Raw genomic sequence first — 16321 nt, forward strand, 5'->3', positions numbered from 1 at the left:
TCAGGACATTGTGTTGAACACAGCCCCCGACTCGCCCCGCAAAGTCATTCCGATTGCGCCGTCTCCGGACCGTGGCCCGATAGAGCCACCGCCCGGGGCCGATGCAGAAATGGTGGCCTTGTACGAGGCGCACAAGAAGATCTACCCGCGCAGTGTGTCTGGGTATTTCTCCAAGTGGCGTTGGGCGCTGGTGTTTCTCACACAGCTCGTGTTTTATGGTTTGCCCTGGCTGGAGTGGGGCCAGCGCCAAGCCGTGCTCTTTGATCTGGGGGCGCGGCGTTTCTATATTTTCAATCTGGTTCTCTACCCGCAAGACTTTGTTTACCTTACCGGGATACTGGTGATTTCCGCCTTGGCGCTGTTTTTGTTCACAGCGGTGGCAGGGCGTTTGTGGTGTGGTTATGCCTGCCCGCAAACGGTGTACACCGAAATTTTTCTCTGGATGGAAAAGCTTGCCGAAGGCGACCGTTCCGCCCGCATGCGCCGTGATGCAGGCCCCTGGAATTGGGACAAGGTATGGCGCAAAGCAGCCAAACAGGGCATGTGGGTTGTCGTGGCGTTGTGGACCGGGTTTACCTTTGTGGGCTACTTCACCCCCATCCACACCCTCAGCCAAGAGGTTTTGCAATGGGGCTTGGGTCCCTGGGAAAGTTTCTGGATTCTGTTTTATGGTTTTGCCACGTATGGCAATGCCGGTTACATGCGCGAGCAGGTGTGCAAATACATGTGCCCGTATGCCCGTTTTCAGAGTGCCATGTTCGACAAGGACACCCTGGTGGTGACCTATGACCAAGAGCGTGGAGAGCCCCGTGGCGCGCGGTCGCGCAAGGCAGATCCCCTGGCCCTGAACCTGGGGGCCTGTGTGGACTGCAGCCTGTGTGTACAGGTGTGCCCCACCGGCATCGACATCCGCAAGGGCCTGCAGTACGAGTGCATTGGCTGTGGCGCGTGTGCGGATGTATGCGACACCGTGATGGACAAGATGGGCTACGCCCGGGGACTGGTGAAGTACTCCACCCAAAATGCGGTGAGCCAACACTGGACCCGTGCCCAGACCATTCGCCATGTACTGCGCCCCCGGGTGCTGGTGTACAGCGGCATTTTGTTGGCGGTGGTGGTGGCCATGCTGGCGAGTTTGGCGCTGCGCTCGCCGTTCAAGGTGGATGTGGTGCGTGACCGTGGCACGCTGGCGCGTATCGTGCAAGGCGGCAAGATCGAAAACGTATACCGCCTGCAGATCATGAATGCGACGGAGCAGGACCAGGACTTCCGCATTGGCGCCAGCGGGATAGAGGGCATCAGCATCCAGTTGGACAGCCCTACCGTTGCCATTGGTGCTACCCAGGCGCGCTGGGTCGCGGTCCGGGTGCAAGTGCCATATGAGGCCGTCCCCGCAGGCTCACACGCCATCCAATTTGAAGTGGCCGATGCGGAGCACAAGATGGCCGTGACCGAAAAATCGGTGTTTATCGTTCCCCGTTAAGGATTCACCATGGACTCTCCTTCTATCTCCTCCCAACCCTGGTGGCACTTTGGCCACGTCTGGTTGGTGTTGTCTGGCCCGGCCATTGTGGTGGTCGCCGGCTTCGTCACGCTGTACCTGGCCATGTCCGGTGCAGACCCGGTGGTGGACCAAAACTACTACCAAAAGGGCATTGAGATCAACCGTACGCTGGAAGGTGCCCCGGAGAGCCTGGCGCCCGCCATGCAAGCGCGTAACCACGCTGCGACGGGCGTCAAAGCGCCTGTGGCCCAGTCCAAACCCTGATTCCCAAGAGGCGCACCATGCCCAAAGTCAAATGGACAGCAATTGTGTGGCCTGCTTTTTTGACGGCGTGTTTGCTGGAGGTGTTGGTGTTCGCGTTTGTCGACCCGCATGAGTTGCACTGGCTGGGGCGGCCTGTGGAGTTCTCGCGCCAGGGTGTTTACACCGTGGCGTTCTTTGTGTTTTGGGTGATCGCGCTGGTCGCCAGTGGACTGGCAGCACTGCTGTGTCTCAGCCCTGCAGAGGTCAACGACTGATCAGTTGCAGACTTTAGGATTCACGATGTCTTTGAGGGCATCGGTGTTCAAGATGCGCACGTGACGCTGTTTCACTTCCACGATGCCGTCTTCCACAAACTTTGAAAAAGTGCGGCTGACGGTTTCGAGCTTGAGGCCGAGGTAGCTGCCAATTTCTTCGCGCGTCATGCGCAGTACCAACTCCGACTGCGAGAAGCCGCGTGCGTGCAACCGCTGCACCAGGTTCAACAGGAAGGCGGCCAGGCGCTCTTCGGCGCGCATGCTGCCCAGCAGCAGCATGACGCCGTTCTCCCGCACGATCTCGCGGCTCATGATCTTGTGCACGTGGCGCTGCAGTGCGTTCACTTCGCGTGACAGTTCTTCAATGCGCTCAAAGGGCATAACGCAGACTTCGGCGTCTTCCAGCGCCACGGCGTCGCAGGTGTGGTGATCGTTGACGATGCCGTCCAGACCAATTACTTCACCCGCCATCTGAAAGCCGGTGACCTGGTCACGCCCGTCCTCCGAGGCCACGCAGGTCTTGAAGAAGCCGGTGCGAATGGCGTAGAGGCTGGTAAAACGCTCGCCATTGCGGAAGAGGGTGCTACCCCGTTTGACTTTGCGGCGGCTGGCCACCACATCGTCAATCTTCTCCAGTTCGCTGGGGCTCAGACCCAGGGGCATGCAGAGTTCACGCAGGTTGCAGTTGGAGCAGGCGACCTTGATGGTGTGCGGGCTCAGGGGCGCGGTTGGTACGGGCGTGATGGCAATGTGCGCATGCGCCTCGCCTGGTTTGCCGGATGGAGTGCTTGGTTCAAACATGTGGTTCCCCTGATGCAAGTCAATTATCCGCCTTGGCACCCATCGCGGGCTTGATCTGTATCAATGTCCGCCGCGGGCGTTTGGGCGACATTTGTGATGCCAGTTTGGAGTATCCATGAACGCCGTCCTCGACACCCCGCCCATCTCTGAAAATTTGTTGACCCGTTTTGACGTTTCGGGGCCGCGCTACACCTCCTACCCGACGGCAGACCGCTTTGTCGAAGCCTTCACCGCGGATGACTATGCCCAGGCACTGGCCCAGCGCCGTAGCGGCGCCGCTGCCTTGGCGCTACCCTTGTCCCTGTATGTGCATATTCCCTTTTGCGAGTCGCTATGCTACTACTGCGCCTGCAACAAAATCATCACCAAGCACCATGACAAGGCAGCGACCTACCTGCGCTACCTGAGCCGCGAGGTGGACCTGCATACCGCGTGCATCGGTACCGGCCAGACCGTGAGCCAGTTGCACCTGGGTGGCGGCAGCCCCACCTTCTTGAGTGACGCCGAGTTGGGCGAGCTGATGGGCATGCTGCGGCGCAATTTCAACCTCGCGCCCGGCGGCGAATACTCCATTGAAGTGGACCCCCGCACCATTGACGCGCAGCGTCTGGACACCCTGGCCGAGCTCGGCTTCAACCGTCTGAGCTTTGGGGTCCAGGATTTTGACCCCGCAGTGCAAAAGGCTGTGCACCGCGTGCAGCCCGCTGAGCAGGTGTTTGCGCTGGTGGAGGCTGCGCGCGCGCGCGGCTTTGAGTCCATCAATGTGGACTTGATCTATGGCTTGCCCCAGCAGAGCCCTGAGTCGTTTGACCGCACGCTGGCCCAGGTGAACCAGTTGCGGCCCGACCGTATTGCGCTATACGCCTACGCGCATTTGCCCGAGCGCTTCAAGCCCCAGCGGCGCATTGCCACGGTGGAGTTGCCCAGCGCGGCGTCCAAGGTGTCCATGTTGTCACGCTCCCTGGCTGCCTTTATGGGTGCGGGTTATGTGTATGTGGGAATGGACCATTTCGCCTTGCCGGAAGACTCGCTGGCGGTGGCCAAGCGGCAAGGGCGCCTGCATCGCAATTTCCAGGGGTACAGCACGCAGCCCGATTGCGATCTGATTGCGCTGGGCGTCTCGGCCATTGGCCGCATTGGTGCCAGCTACAGCCAGAACGCCAAAACGCTGGATGAGTACTACGACTACCTGAACCAAGGACGCTTTCCCGTAGTGCGTGGCCTGGCGGTAACCCGTGATGACCTGGTACGCCGCGCCGTCATCATGGCGCTGATGTGCCAGGGCCAGTTGCAGTATGAATCCATCAACCTCGCGTATTTGGTGGACTTCAAAAACTACTTTGCCAGCGAACTGGTGGCCTTGCAGGCGCTGGCCGAGCAGGGCATGGTGGTGCTGGATGACAGCGGCATCCAGGTCACTACCCAAGGCTGGTTTTTTGTCAGAGCCGTGGCCATGGTGTTTGACAAGTATTTGCAAACTGACCGTACACGGGCCCGTTTTTCCAAGATCATTTAGCATCGTCGGATGCAATCGTCTCTGGCAATCACGGCCTTGGTGATGGGCTTGGTGGGTGGGCCCCACTGTGTGGCCATGTGTGGTGCTGCCTGTGCAGGCATCGGCCAGGCTGCGGGTCCGCGCCAGAACTCTGCACTCCTTCTGTTTCAAATCGGCCGGGTAGTGGGTTACGCCACGCTTGGGGGGCTGGCCGCGGCCTCCATGCAGGGCCTGGGCTGGCTTACGGTGCAGAGCGCTGCGCTGCGGCCCGTGTGGTCCATGGTGCATGTGGCGGCACTGGTGCTGGGCCTGCTGCTGCTGTGGCAGGGGCGCCAGCCGCTGTGGCTGCAGGCGGGAGCACGCGCGGTATGGAGTCGCACCCGCAACCTGGGCTTGCGATGGGGGCGCGGTGCGCCGCTGGGGCTGGGCATGTTGTGGGCATTGTTGCCCTGCGGCCTGTTGTATTCAGCCTTGCTGGTGGCTGCGCTGGCGGGCGATGTGGTCAGCGGTGCCGGGGTGATGGCTTTGTTCGCCCTGGGCACCTCGGTCACCATGCTGCTGGGGCCATGGCTGTGGTTGCGCCTGCAGGGGGCGCAGATGGGCGATGGAACCTGGGGCGTGCGTCTGGCTGGCGCCGCGCTGGCAGCCAGCTCGGCTTGGGCCTTGTGGATGGGGCTGATGCACAATCAGGCCCCTTGGTGCATTACCCCTTGATGCACGTCAAAAACCACTCCCCGTTGGAGGGCGCGCTCCATGGATCGAACCACTGCCACTGCCGAGGCTTTGCGTCTGGAAGAACTGCGCAGTTTTGGCGTCCTGGACTCCGCGGCTGAGCAGGCCTATGACGATGTCGTCAAGCTCGCCTCCTTTATTTGCGACACCCCGATTGCGCTGATTTCCCTGATCGACGAAGACCGCCAGTGGTTCAAGGCCAGGGTTGGTATGAATGCCATGGAGACCCCACGTGGCATTGCTTTTTGTGCGCACGCCATCACCGAACCCCATGCCCTCATGGAAGTGCCCGACGCGCTGGACGACAGCCGTTTTGCCAACAACCCGCTGGTGACCGGGGAAGAGGGCGTCCGCTTTTATGCGGGCGCACCGCTGTTGACGCCTTCGGGTGCCGCGCTGGGCACGGTGTGTGTCATCGACCGTGTGCCTCGCAAACTCACGGAGGCGCAGGCAGAGGCACTGAAAGCCTTGTCGCGTCAGGTGGTGCAGCTGCTGGCCCTGCGGCGTGCCAACGCCGAGCTGGAACTGCTGTCGCGTGCGCACACCCTGCGCCAGCGCGAGCTGGAAGAGACCCAGCGGCAGTTGAAGGGAATCAATGAGGAGCTGTCGGAACAGACACTGACGGACGCGCTGACCACGCTCAAAAACCGCCGCGCCTTTGACCGGCTGCTGGCCAATGAATACGCCCGCGCCTTGCGCACCCGCTCTCCCTTGGCCCTGCTGATGGTGGATGTGGACCACTTCAAAGCCTACAACGACCAATATGGCCACCTGGCCGGTGACCAGGCCTTGCAGGCGGTGGCTGCCGCCATCAAGTCGCAGGCACGGGCCTACGACCATGTGGCCCGCTACGGAGGGGAGGAGTTTGCCGTCATCCTGCCCGACACCCAGGTGGCCGACACGCGCGCTGTGGCTGAACGTATCCGCCTTGCCGTGCAGAACTTGCAAGGTTTGCACCGTCCGGTGACGGTGAGCGTGGGGGCCGCCATGGCCGAGGCCAAAACCGACCCTGTCGATCTGGTGAGCCGTGCTGACCAAGCGCTCTACCAGGCCAAGCAGAACGGCCGCAACCGCTTGCACGTTACGCTCTAAAAACCTGTGGGCCGCGGAGGACGTGCCGGGCTGGGATAATCCGGTCCATGTCTTCTGTCTTGCCGCTGTCCGGCACCCCCACGTCCGCGCTGAGCCCCTGGCGCCTGTCCGTTGCACCCATGATGGACTGGACGGATCGCCATTGCCGCTACTTTCACCGCCTGTTGAGTCGCCACGCGCTGCTGTACACCGAGATGGTGACCACCGGCGCGCTGATCCATGGCGATGTGCCGCGCCACCTGCGCTTCAACACCGAGGAACACCCCGTGGCCCTGCAACTGGGCGGCAGTGAGCCGGCCGACTTGGCGCAGTGCGCCAAGCTCGGGGAGGACTGGGGCTACGACGAAATCAACATCAACTGCGGCTGCCCGTCGGAGCGCGTGCAGCGCGGCGCGTTTGGCGCCTGCCTGATGAACGAGGCCCCCTTGGTTGCCGACTGCGTGAAGGCCATGGTGGACGTGGTGGACATTCCCGTGACCGTGAAGCACCGCATTGGCATCGATAAAGAAGAGAGCTACGGCTTTGTGCGCGACTTTGTCGGCACCGTGGCCGATGCCGGCTGCTCCGTGTTTATTGCCCATGCGCGCAACGCCTGGCTCAAGGGCCTGAGCCCCAAAGAGAATCGCGAGATTCCGCCGCTGCGTTACGAACTGGTGCACCAGCTCAAACAAGACTTTCCCCACCTCACCATCGCCATCAATGGCGGCTTGACCACCAGTGTGCAGGTAGCAGAGCAGCTGGCGCATGTGGACGGCGTGATGCTGGGCCGCGAGGCGTACCACAACCCCTGGTGGTTGGCCGAGTGGGATGCTACGTTTTTCGGAGCTACTCCCGCAGAGCTGACGCGGGATAGCGTCGAATTGGCCATGATGGAGTACATGGAGCGCGAGGCTGCGGAGCACGGCACTTCGTGGTACAGCATTGCCCGCCACATGCTGGGCCTGCGCCACGGCCTGCCGGGCGCACGCAAGTGGCGCCAGGTATGGAGTGACCACCGCTACAAGACCTTGCCGGCCCGCGACGTGATGGCCATCGCCCGGGGCCCTGCGCTTGCAGCGGCCTGAGCAGGAACGCTGGGCCCTGCTGGGGCTGTGGCTGATCCCCGCGCTGTGGGCGGTGAACTTCATCGTCGCGCGCTGGGCGCCCGGCACCATCGCGCCCTATGCGCTGGCCCTGGGCCGCTGGGCGATTGCCGGCGTGCTGCTGGGTTTTGTGGCGCGGCAGGAGCTGTGGGCACAGCGCCGTGCCATTCTTTTGGTCTGGTACCAGTACGTGGTGTTGGGCTTTTGCGGCATGTTGGTCTGCGGTGCCTGGGTCTACCTGGGTGCGCGCACCACGGGCGCCATGAATATTTCGTTGATTTATGCCGCGTCGCCCGTGCTGATTGCCGTGGGGGCGGTGCTGTGGCTGGGCGAGCGCTTTCGTACGCAGCAGGTGCTGGGTGTGGTGGTGGCGCTGGCCGGTGTGGTGCACGTCATCGTCAAGGGTCAGTGGCTGGCACTGGGCCAGGTGCAATGGGTGGTGGGCGACGCGTGGATCGTGGCGGCCATGGTGGCCTGGGCGGCCTACGCGTTGCTGCAAAAACTCTGGCCCAGTCCGCTGGGATCCACCGCGCGGCTGGCCGCCATCTGTGCGGGCGGCGTGCTGGTGCTGATTCCCTGCGCGCTGTGGGAAGCCGGGTTGCCCGAGACGCCCGCCTGGTCCTGGGCCGCCACCTGGCTGGTGCTGGCCGCAGCGCTGGCGCCGGGCCTGGCCGCCTACTGGATTTATGGCGCCGCGCAAAAGGTGCTGGGCGCGAGCCGCGTGGCGGTCACGCTCTACCTGGGGCCCTTGTACGCGGCACTCGCAGCGTGGGGTGTGCTGGGCGAGCCGCTGGGTGTGCACCACCTGGTGGGCGCCGCGCTGATTTTGCCCGGCGTGTACTGGGTGTCGCGCCGCTAACGCTGCGGGCCGCACTTCAAACTTACACTGGCCTTCTTTGCAACAAGGAGAGCGTCCATGGTGGTTCGCATCGTGCGTTTGGGCACAGAACGGGCAGCAGACGAGGGTACGCGCATCGGCACGGTGCGCCGCCCGCCGCGTGGTGTGCCCAAGACGGAATTTGCCTCGCGCAACTGGTACGACGTGTGGTACCCCAACCTGGCACCCAGCGCCGATGTGATGAAGCAGGGGCAGGAGGCCACGACGCCTGCGCAGTGGGCCGCCTTTGTCAAAAAATACCGGGCCGAGATGGCCATGCCCGAAGCCAGCCGCACGCTGGAAGTGCTGGCGGCACTGTCGCAGCACAGCAACTTCTCAGTGGGCTGCTACTGCGAAGACGAGGCCCACTGCCACCGCGCCACTCTGCGCGCACTGCTGGCAGAAAAGGGCGCCAAGCTGGCCTGAGCGGCCAGACGCGCAGGAGACAGCCATGGCCAAGCGCGCGCATCACCATGTGTATGTGGTGGAGTTGTCCCCCCAGGTGCTGGAGCAGGCCAAGTTCATGCGGGCCAACCCGGGCTACATCACCGGCAAGCCCTGTGTGTACGTGGGCATGACCGGGCTGGACCCCGACATCCGGTTTGACAAACACAAGGCCGGCATCCAGGCGAACCGCTATGTGCTGAAGTTTGGCCTGCGCCTGCTGCCCGACCTGTACGAGGCCTACAACCCCATGCAGTACGAGGCTGCGCGCGACATGGAGGTGGAGCTGGGTATCAGCCTGCGTGCAGCGGGGTTTGGGGTGTGGCAGGCCTAGAGACCAATTTATGAGTCAAGTTGGCCTCTAGTGCCCATGGAATATGCGTGAGCAGCTATCAAAAGAGGAGTAAACGACATGCCAACTACGGTTGAGCCCACAGCAGGGCCTAGGCCCGCCGCAGCTTTCATGGCGCTGGATGCGCATGTGTTCCGCGCCAGCCAGCTCACGCGCGGCCCCTGGCATCCGCAGCAGCAGCACGCCGGCCCGCCCATTGCGCTGGTGAGCTACGCGCTGGAGGCCGCAGCACAGGCCCACGGCCTGCTGCACATGGCGCGGCTCACCGCCAACCTGCTGCGCCCGGTGCCGATTGCCGACATCGAGGTGCGTGTGCAGGAAGACTATGTGGGCCGCAACGCAGGGCACTTCTCGGCTGTGGCACTGGCCGATGGCAAGGAACTGATCCGCGCCACCGCCCTGTTCCAGCGCGAAGGGGAAGTGGACATTCCGCAGGGCCTGCCCGGCCACCCCTTGCCCAAGGCACCCAAGACACCGACCGATTCCCCCGTGCAGCGCTTTCCGTTTGCGCACGGCGAAATCGGCTACCCCGATTTGGTGGAGAGCCGCATTGCCGCCGGGCGCATGTTTGCGGGGCCCAGCGCCGTGTGGTTTCGCCTGAGCTACCCGCTGGTGCAGGGGCAAAAGCCCAGCCCCTACCAGCGCGTGGCGGTGGCGGCCGATTCGGGCAACGGCATCAGCGCCATCCTCGATTTGTCCACCCACGTCTTTGTCAACTCCGACCTCAGCATCAACCTGCTGCGCCGCCCGGTGGGCGAGTGGATCTGTCTGGATGCGCGTACCCATTTGTCCAGCCACGGTGGTGGGCTGGCGGAGTCGGCGCTGTATGACGAGGCGGGCTTGATTGGGCGGGCTACGCAGAGCTTGTTTGTGCGCAAGCGTGACTGAGGCGCGGCGCCGCCGAATGGCCCGAGGTCAGTAGCGGTAACGCAGCCCCAGCGAAGTGGCGCTGACACGGTCGCTGCCACCACCGGGGAATTTCACGTAGTGTTCGTCGTACTGCAGCACGCCCGACCATTGGGTGCTCAGCAACATTTCTGCGCCAATGCCGTAGGACCAGTCGAACCCGCGCTCACTGCCGGCCGTGACACCCGAGGTGGGGGCGCTGGAGACATCGGTGCGACCGTAGGTAGTGCCAATTTTCCCCAACAGGTTGAACGTCGGGTTCAGCGGGGCACGGCCAATCAGGCTCAGGTTGATGCCGTCCACCTTGGTGGTGCCACCCGCGCGGTTGACCGAGCCAAAGTCGGTGTAACCAATTTCAAAACCAAAGTTCTGGTTGTTGAAGTAGTTGCCCATGTTGATGCTGTAGGCCGTGGCGCGCTGGTCATTGCCAAAAATGCCAAAACCATTGCTGGGCTTGGAGAAGTCTGAGGAACCCACACTCAGTCCGATGTAGGTGGGACTTTGACCCGCCAAGTGCATGGGAGCTGCGGTGGTCTGGGCCTGTGCCGCGCCGGCGGCAATACCCAACGACGCGGCGATGGTGAGGCGTGCCCAAGAGATGGAATGAAATGGAAGCAGGGAGGTGCGCATGGTCATGGGCCTTTCGGAGGGGGACAGAAGAACAAGCCCAATGTCGGCCATTCCCGCTTCGTGATCTGTACGCTGGCGCGCACACCCCAGTGCGGGTGCGCGCACCCCGGTTTACGCAAAGATATAGCGGTCGCTGAAGGCCATCAGCTGCTCGGTATAGATCGACTCTTGTGCCGGTAGGTAAGCGACTGCCCCAAAGCTGCGCGTAAACATATCAGCAATTCAGTCTGCCAAATTTCATGCGGTCCCCGATTGCGCACACGCCCCGATTTACTCCGCCGCCTCCAAGCCATTCGCAAAATGCTCCCGCACCCGCTGCACGGTCAGCGTGGCATTGCGCGCGGCCAGCGCTTCCATGATGGCGCGGTGTTCGGCCAGGGACTCTTCAATGCGCCCGGTCTTGAGCAGGGAGTTGTGGCGGTTCAGCTTCATCACCTTGCGCAGGTCGGCCACCATCTGGTCGCGCCAGCGGTTGTTGGCGATCTGCAGCAGGCGCATGTGGAACTGTTCATTCAGCGCGAAGAACTGGTCGGTGTTGGCCTTGCCGGGCTTGGACGCCGTCTCCAGCGCCTTGTGCAGGGCCTGCAGTTCCTTCAGCTCCGCGTCGGTGGCCTTGGTGGCCACCACGCCGGCAGCGTCGCTCTCCAGCAGGCTGAGCAGGTGGTACACGTCGCTCAGGTCTTGCTGCGACACCTCGGTCACATAGGCGCCGCGGCGCACCTTCATGGTGACCAGGCCTTCGGCGGCCAAGACTTTGAGCGCCTCGCGCAGCGGCGTGCGGCTGATGCCGAATTCCTCGGCAATCTTCAGTTCGTCAATCCAGCTGCCGGGCTCCAGCTCGCGCTTGAAGATGCGCTGGCGCAGCAGCTCGGCCACTTCCTCATACAGAGGGCGGGGTGCCAGCGAGACGGCGGGGCGGGTTTCAGGCATCAGGGTGGGCATGCGGGGTGGCGAGGCCAGTTCAAAAAAGTTGGGAGATTGTAAGCTGCAACCAATATTCTGAATCAATAATTATGAATAATGTAAACTCGCTTCCACCCCAACGCTGCCGGGATTACCCTCCCGGTTCCACCTTGGGGAGCCCATGAACGACCCGCGGACTACGCCATGACTGACCAGAACCCTGAATTCAAAACCGCCACGCTGGAGCAGTGGGCCAAAGCGGCCGCCAAGTCCGCCCCCGGCGGCAATGTGGACGCGCTGAACTGGATCACGCCCGACGGCATCGCGGTCAAACCCCTCTACACAGCGGCCGACACTGCAAACCTGAAGCACGCCGACACGCTGCCCGGCTTTGAGCCCTACCTGCGCGGCCCGCAGGCCACGATGTACGCGGTGCGCCCCTGGACGATCCGCCAGTACGCGGGTTTTTCGACGGCCGAGGAGAGCAATGCCTTCTACCGCAAGGCACTGGCCGCAGGCGGGCAGGGCGTCTCGGTCGCGTTTGACCTGGCCACCCACCGCGGCTACGACTCCGACCACCCGCGTGTGACCGGCGATGTGGGCAAGGCCGGTGTGGCGATTGATTCGGTCGAAGACATGAAGATCCTGTTCGACCAGATTCCGCTGGACAAGGTATCGGTGTCGATGACCATGAACGGCGCGGTGCTGCCGGTGTTGGCGGGCTACGTGGTGGCCGCTGAAGAGCAGGGCGTGTCACAGGACAAGCTCAGCGGAACGATTCAGAACGACATTCTGAAAGAGTTCATGGTGCGCAACACCTACATCTACCCGCCCGCGCCCAGCATGCGCATCATCGGCGACATCATTGGCTACACGGCCAAGAACATGCCCAAGTTCAACTCGATCAGCATCTCGGGTTACCACATGCAAGAGGCCGGCGCCAATCAGGCGCTGGAGCTGGCCTTCACGCTGGCCGACGGCAAGGAATACGTGAAGACCGCGATTGCCACCGGGCTGGATGTGGACGACTTTGCCGGGCGCCTGTCGTTCTTCTGGGCGATTGGCATGAACTTCTATCTGGAAGTGGCCAAGATGCGCGCCGCACGCCTGCTGTGGTGCCGCATCATGAAGGGCTTTGACGCCAAGAACCCGAAGAGCCTGATGCTGCGCACGCACTGCCAAACATCCGGCTGGTCGCTCACCGAGCAAGACCCGTACAACAACGTGGTGCGCACCACGATTGAGGCGATGGCCGCAGTGTTTGGCGGCACGCAAAGCCTGCACACCAATGCGCTGGATGAAGCCATTGCACTGCCCACCGAGTTCTCCAGCCGCATTGCGCGCAACACCCAACTCATCATCCAGGAAGAAACCCACATCACCAATGTGATCGACCCCTGGGCGGGCAGCTACATGATGGAAAAGCTGACGCAGGACATGGCCGATGCCGCGTGGACCATCATCGAAGAAGTGGAAGCCATGGGCGGCATGACCAAGGCCGTGGACAGCGGCTGGGCCAAGCTCAAGATTGAAGCCGCCGCTGCCGACAAGCAGGCGCGCATCGACAGCGGCCAGGACGTGATTGTGGGCGTCAACAAGTACAAGCTGAAGAGCGAAGACGTGGTCGAAGCGCGCGACATTGACAACGTGGCGGTGCGCGAGTCGCAAGTGGCCCGATTGAAAGAGATCAGATCAAAACGCGACACAGCCCGCGTGGATGCTGCGCTGGCAGCTATCACTTTTGCAGCAGAAAACGGCACGGGCAACCTGCTGGACCTGAGCATTCAGGCCGTGCGCCTGCGTGCCACGGTGGGTGAGGTGAGCGATGCGCTGGAAAAAGCCTTTGGCCGCCACCGTGCGGATACCAACAAGGTCAGCGGCGTGTACGCTGCGGCCTACGACAGCGCCAATGGAGACACCATGGAGTACTGGAACACGCTGAAAGCCGACATCGCCGGCTTCGCAGAGAAACAAGGCCGCCGCCCGCGCGTGATGATCAGCAAGCTGGGCCAGGACGGCCACGACCGCGGCGCCAAGGTGGTAGCCACCGCGTTCGCCGACCTGGGCTTTGATGTGGACATGGGCCCGCTGTTTCAGACCCCCGAAGAATGCGCCCGCCAGGCGATTGAAAACGACGTGCACGCGGTTGGCGTGTCCACCCTGGCCGCTGGCCACAAGACGCTGGTGCCCGCCATCATTGCAGAGCTGAAGAAGCAGGGCGCCGATGACATCATCGTCTTCGTCGGCGGTGTGATTCCGCGGCAGGACTATGACTTTTTGTACGCCGCCGGCGTCAAGGGCATCTATGGCCCGGGCACGCCGATTCCTGTGTCGGCGCGTGATGTGTTGAGCCAGATTGAAAAGGCCCTCGGGTGAGCCCTGAAGCCCTGCAGGCCGGTCTGCTGGGGGGCGAGTCCCTCCTGCAGCGCCGGGCCATCGCCAAAGCCATCACCCTGCTGGAGTCCACCCGCGTGGACCACCGTGCGCAGGGTGATGCGCTGCTGACGGCGCTGCTGCCGCACACCGGCAAGTCGCTGCGCCTGGGCATTAGCGGTGTGCCAGGCGTTGGCAAAAGTACCTTTATCGAAGCGCTGGGCTTGTACCTGATTGGCCAGGGCCACCGTGTGGCGGTGCTGACGATTGATCCGTCGTCGTCAGTCTCCGGTGGCTCCATCCTCGGTGACAAAACGCGCATGGAGCATCTCTCCATGCACGAGAAAGCTTTCATTCGCCCCAGCCCGTCCAGCGGCACGCTGGGTGGCGTGGCCGAGAAAACGCGCGAGGCTATGCTGGTGTGCGAAGCGGCAGGTTACGACATCGTGATTGTGGAAACCGTAGGCGTCGGCCAGAGCGAGACGGCGGTGCAGGGCATGACCGACATGTTCGTGCTGATGCAGCTGCCCAATGCGGGCGACGACCTGCAGGCCATCAAAAAAGGTGTGATGGAGTTGGCCGATTTGGTGGTCATCAACAAGGCCGATATTGACGCCGATGCTGCCACCCGCGCGCAAGCACAGATCACCTCCAGCCTGCGGTTGCTGGGCATGCACGGCAACCCGAATGACCCGCACAGCGACAAGCACTGGGCCCCCAAAGTGATTTCTTTGAGTGCATTGTTGGGGCAGGGCGTGGACACCTTCTGGAAAGCCGTGTGTGAATTCCAGACCCTGCAAACCGCCAATGGCCTGTTCAAGCAGCGCCGCCAGAACCAGTCGCTGGCGTGGATGTGGGAGCGCATTGATGCAGGCCTGAAGCAGGCGTTCAAGCACAACCCGGCCGTGCGCGAAGCTTTGCCCCGGCTGACTGCTGCGGTGCAGGCGGGCGAGTTGGCAGCCAGTACTGCTGCACGAAATCTGCTCGCAGCCCTCGAATTGACTGCGCAAGCAGCTCCTAAATAGATAGCAAATTACAGTTTCAGACGAGAAGGATTTTCCATGCAAGCCATTCTTGAACAACTCGAAGCCAAGCGCGAACTCGCGCGTCAGGGCGGTGGTGAAAAGCGCATTGCCGCGCAGCACAAAAAAGGCAAGCTCACCGCGCGCGAGCGGCTGGAGATCTTGCTGGACGAAGGCACGTTTGAAGAGTGGGACATGTTTGTCGAACACCGCTGCGTGGACTTCGGCATGGCCGAGCAGAAGATCCCCGGTGACGGCGTGGTCACCGGCTACGGCATGATCAACGGCCGCTTGGTGTTTGTGTTCAGCCAGGACTTCACCGTGTTCGGTGGAGCCTTGTCTGAGGCGCACGCCGAGAAGATTTGCAAGGTGATGGACCAGGCCATGAAAGTGGGTGCCCCGGTCATTGGCCTCAACGACTCTGGTGGTGCGCGCATCCAGGAAGGTGTCGCGTCCCTGGGTGGTTATGCCGATGTGTTCCAGCGCAACGTGATGGCCAGCGGCGTGATTCCGCAGATCAGCATGATCATGGGCCCCTCGGCCGGTGGCGCGGTGTACTCGCCTGCAATGACCGATTTCATCTTCATGGTGAAAGACTCCAGCTACATGTTTGTGACCGGCCCGGAAGTGGTGAAGACGGTGACGCACGAGGAAGTGACCGCCGAGGAACTGGGCGGCGCCATCACCCACACCACCAAGAGCGGCGTGGCGGACCTGGCCTTTGAGAACGACGTGGAAGCGCTGCTGATGCTGCGCCGTCTCTACAACTACTTGCCGCTGAACAACCGCGAGAAAGCCCCGGTGCGCAAGAGCGGCGACCCGATCGACCGCGCGGACGCAAGCCTGGACACGCTGGTGCCGGAGAACGCCAACAAGGCCTATGACATGAAGGAACTGATCGTCAAGACCGTGGACGATGGCGATTTCTTCGAGATCCAGCCCGAGTACGCCAAAAACATCATCATTGGCTTTGCCCGCATGGACGGCCAGACCATCGGCATCGTGGCCAACCAGCCACTGGTACTGGCGGGCTGCCTGGACATTAAGAGTTCCATCAAGGCTGCGCGCTTTGTGCGTTTTTGCGATGCCTTCAACATTCCCGTGGTGACGTTTGTGGACGTGCCCGGCTTCATGCCCGGAACCAGCCAAGAGTACGGCGGCATCATCAAGCACGGCGCCAAGTTGCTGTATGCGTATGCCGAGTGCACGGTGCCCAAGATCACGGTGATTACTCGCAAGGCCTACGGTGGCGCCTATGACGTGATGGCCTCCAAGCACCTGCGTGGCGACGTCAACTTCGCCTGGCCGAATGCCGAAATTGCGGTGATGGGGGCCAAGGGCGCGGTGGAAATCATCTTCCGCGAAGACAAGGGCGACCCGGCCAAGCTGGCCGCGAAGGAAGCCGAATACAAGGCCCGCTTTGCCAACCCGTTCGTGGCCGGTGCACGCGGCTTTATCGACGATGTGATCCTGCCGAGTGAGACCCGCAAACGCATTTGCCGCTCGCTGGTGATGCTGAAAGACAAGAAGCTGGAAAACCCGTGGCGCAAGCACGGGAACATTCCGCTCTGATCGCCGAAGAACAAGAAA

At 62.4% G+C, this 16321-nt stretch carries 17 protein-coding genes; 14 read left to right on the forward strand and 3 right to left on the reverse strand.

Going from position 1 to position 16321, the window contains the following annotated elements:
• The first annotated feature begins 13 nt into the window (after window positions 1-13).
• The 3 genes from ccoG to AC3WS7_RS00330 are packed head-to-tail and all read left to right on the forward strand — an operon-like array spanning window position 14 to window position 2022.
• Window positions 14-1483 carry a cytochrome c oxidase accessory protein CcoG gene (gene ccoG, locus AC3WS7_RS00320; protein ID WP_492654979.1) on the forward strand — a complete coding sequence of 490 codons (1470 nt, stop codon included), beginning with the start codon at window positions 14-16 and terminating at the stop codon, window positions 1481-1483.
• Window positions 1484-1492: 9 nt separating this feature from the next.
• On the forward strand, window positions 1493-1768 hold the full coding sequence (locus AC3WS7_RS00325) for a FixH family protein (protein ID WP_296471139.1): 276 nt from the start codon (window positions 1493-1495) through the stop codon (window positions 1766-1768).
• Window positions 1769-1785: 17 nt separating this feature from the next.
• Entirely contained in the window at window positions 1786-2022 is a 237-nt protein-coding gene (locus tag AC3WS7_RS00330; protein WP_492654980.1) for a hypothetical protein, read from the forward strand.
• Here AC3WS7_RS00330 and fnr read toward each other — a convergent pair whose 3' ends face one another.
• A complete protein-coding gene (fnr, locus tag AC3WS7_RS00335) occupies window positions 2023-2742 on the reverse strand; it encodes a fumarate/nitrate reduction transcriptional regulator Fnr (RefSeq protein WP_296471319.1) in 720 nt (239 codons plus the stop codon).
• A 196-nt stretch (window positions 2743-2938) separates the two neighbouring features.
• On the opposite strand from fnr, the gene hemN reads away from it, so the two are divergent.
• From hemN to AC3WS7_RS00375, 8 genes are all read left to right on the forward strand, one after another.
• Window positions 2939-4339 carry an oxygen-independent coproporphyrinogen III oxidase gene (gene hemN, locus AC3WS7_RS00340; RefSeq protein ID WP_296471133.1) on the forward strand — a complete coding sequence of 467 codons (1401 nt, stop codon included), beginning with the start codon at window positions 2939-2941 and terminating at the stop codon, window positions 4337-4339.
• A gap of 9 nt (window positions 4340-4348) precedes the next feature.
• Entirely contained in the window at window positions 4349-5032 is a 684-nt protein-coding gene (locus tag AC3WS7_RS00345) for a sulfite exporter TauE/SafE family protein (RefSeq protein WP_296471130.1), read from the forward strand.
• Window positions 5033-5071: 39 nt separating this feature from the next.
• The gene (locus AC3WS7_RS00350; protein WP_492654981.1) at window positions 5072-6142 is read left to right on the forward strand and encodes a GGDEF domain-containing protein; all 1071 of its coding nucleotides are present in this window, start codon (window positions 5072-5074) and stop codon (window positions 6140-6142) included.
• Between the two features lie 47 nt (window positions 6143-6189).
• The gene (gene dusA / locus AC3WS7_RS00355) at window positions 6190-7206 is read left to right on the forward strand and encodes a tRNA dihydrouridine(20/20a) synthase DusA (protein WP_492654982.1); all 1017 of its coding nucleotides are present in this window, start codon (window positions 6190-6192) and stop codon (window positions 7204-7206) included.
• Window positions 7193-8083, forward strand: coding sequence for a DMT family transporter (locus tag AC3WS7_RS00360; RefSeq protein WP_492654983.1), 891 nt, complete (start codon window positions 7193-7195; stop codon window positions 8081-8083). Before dusA ends, AC3WS7_RS00360 begins: the two co-directional genes overlap by 14 nt.
• Window positions 8084-8140: 57 nt before the next feature.
• The gene (locus AC3WS7_RS00365; RefSeq protein ID WP_296471118.1) at window positions 8141-8527 is read left to right on the forward strand and encodes a DUF488 domain-containing protein; all 387 of its coding nucleotides are present in this window, start codon (window positions 8141-8143) and stop codon (window positions 8525-8527) included.
• A gap of 25 nt (window positions 8528-8552) precedes the next feature.
• Complete coding sequence (locus AC3WS7_RS00370) at window positions 8553-8879, forward strand: hypothetical protein (RefSeq protein WP_296471116.1); 327 nt, start codon at window positions 8553-8555, stop codon at window positions 8877-8879.
• 78 nt (window positions 8880-8957) lie between these two features.
• Window positions 8958-9785 carry a thioesterase family protein gene (locus AC3WS7_RS00375; protein WP_492654984.1) on the forward strand — a complete coding sequence of 276 codons (828 nt, stop codon included), beginning with the start codon at window positions 8958-8960 and terminating at the stop codon, window positions 9783-9785.
• 27 nt (window positions 9786-9812) lie between these two features.
• On the opposite strand, the gene AC3WS7_RS00380 is transcribed toward AC3WS7_RS00375, so the two are convergent.
• Together AC3WS7_RS00380 and AC3WS7_RS00385 are read right to left on the reverse strand one after the other, a co-directional pair.
• The gene (locus tag AC3WS7_RS00380; RefSeq protein WP_296471111.1) at window positions 9813-10433 is read right to left on the reverse strand and encodes an outer membrane beta-barrel protein; all 621 of its coding nucleotides are present in this window, start codon (window positions 10431-10433) and stop codon (window positions 9813-9815) included.
• Between the two features lie 270 nt (window positions 10434-10703).
• Window positions 10704-11375, reverse strand: a complete 672-nt coding sequence (locus tag AC3WS7_RS00385; RefSeq protein ID WP_492654985.1) for a GntR family transcriptional regulator — start codon at window positions 11373-11375, stop codon at window positions 10704-10706.
• A 165-nt stretch (window positions 11376-11540) separates the two neighbouring features.
• Here AC3WS7_RS00385 and scpA point away from each other — a divergent pair, with 165 nt between their 5' ends.
• The 3 genes from scpA to AC3WS7_RS00400 are packed head-to-tail and all read left to right on the forward strand — an operon-like array spanning window position 11541 to window position 16303.
• Window positions 11541-13712, forward strand: coding sequence for a methylmalonyl-CoA mutase (gene scpA, locus AC3WS7_RS00390; protein WP_492654986.1), 2172 nt, complete (start codon window positions 11541-11543; stop codon window positions 13710-13712).
• Window positions 13709-14734 (forward strand): methylmalonyl Co-A mutase-associated GTPase MeaB, encoded by a 1026-nt coding sequence (gene meaB / locus AC3WS7_RS00395; RefSeq protein WP_492654987.1) that lies wholly within the window; start codon window positions 13709-13711, stop codon window positions 14732-14734. Before scpA ends, meaB begins: the two co-directional genes overlap by 4 nt.
• Window positions 14735-14770: 36 nt before the next feature.
• Window positions 14771-16303 (forward strand): acyl-CoA carboxylase subunit beta, encoded by a 1533-nt coding sequence (locus tag AC3WS7_RS00400; RefSeq protein ID WP_296471102.1) that lies wholly within the window; start codon window positions 14771-14773, stop codon window positions 16301-16303.
• The last annotated feature ends 18 nt before the right edge of the window (window positions 16304-16321 follow it).

Source organism: Rhodoferax sp. EU05-FHT12H12 (genome assembly GCF_058791215.1).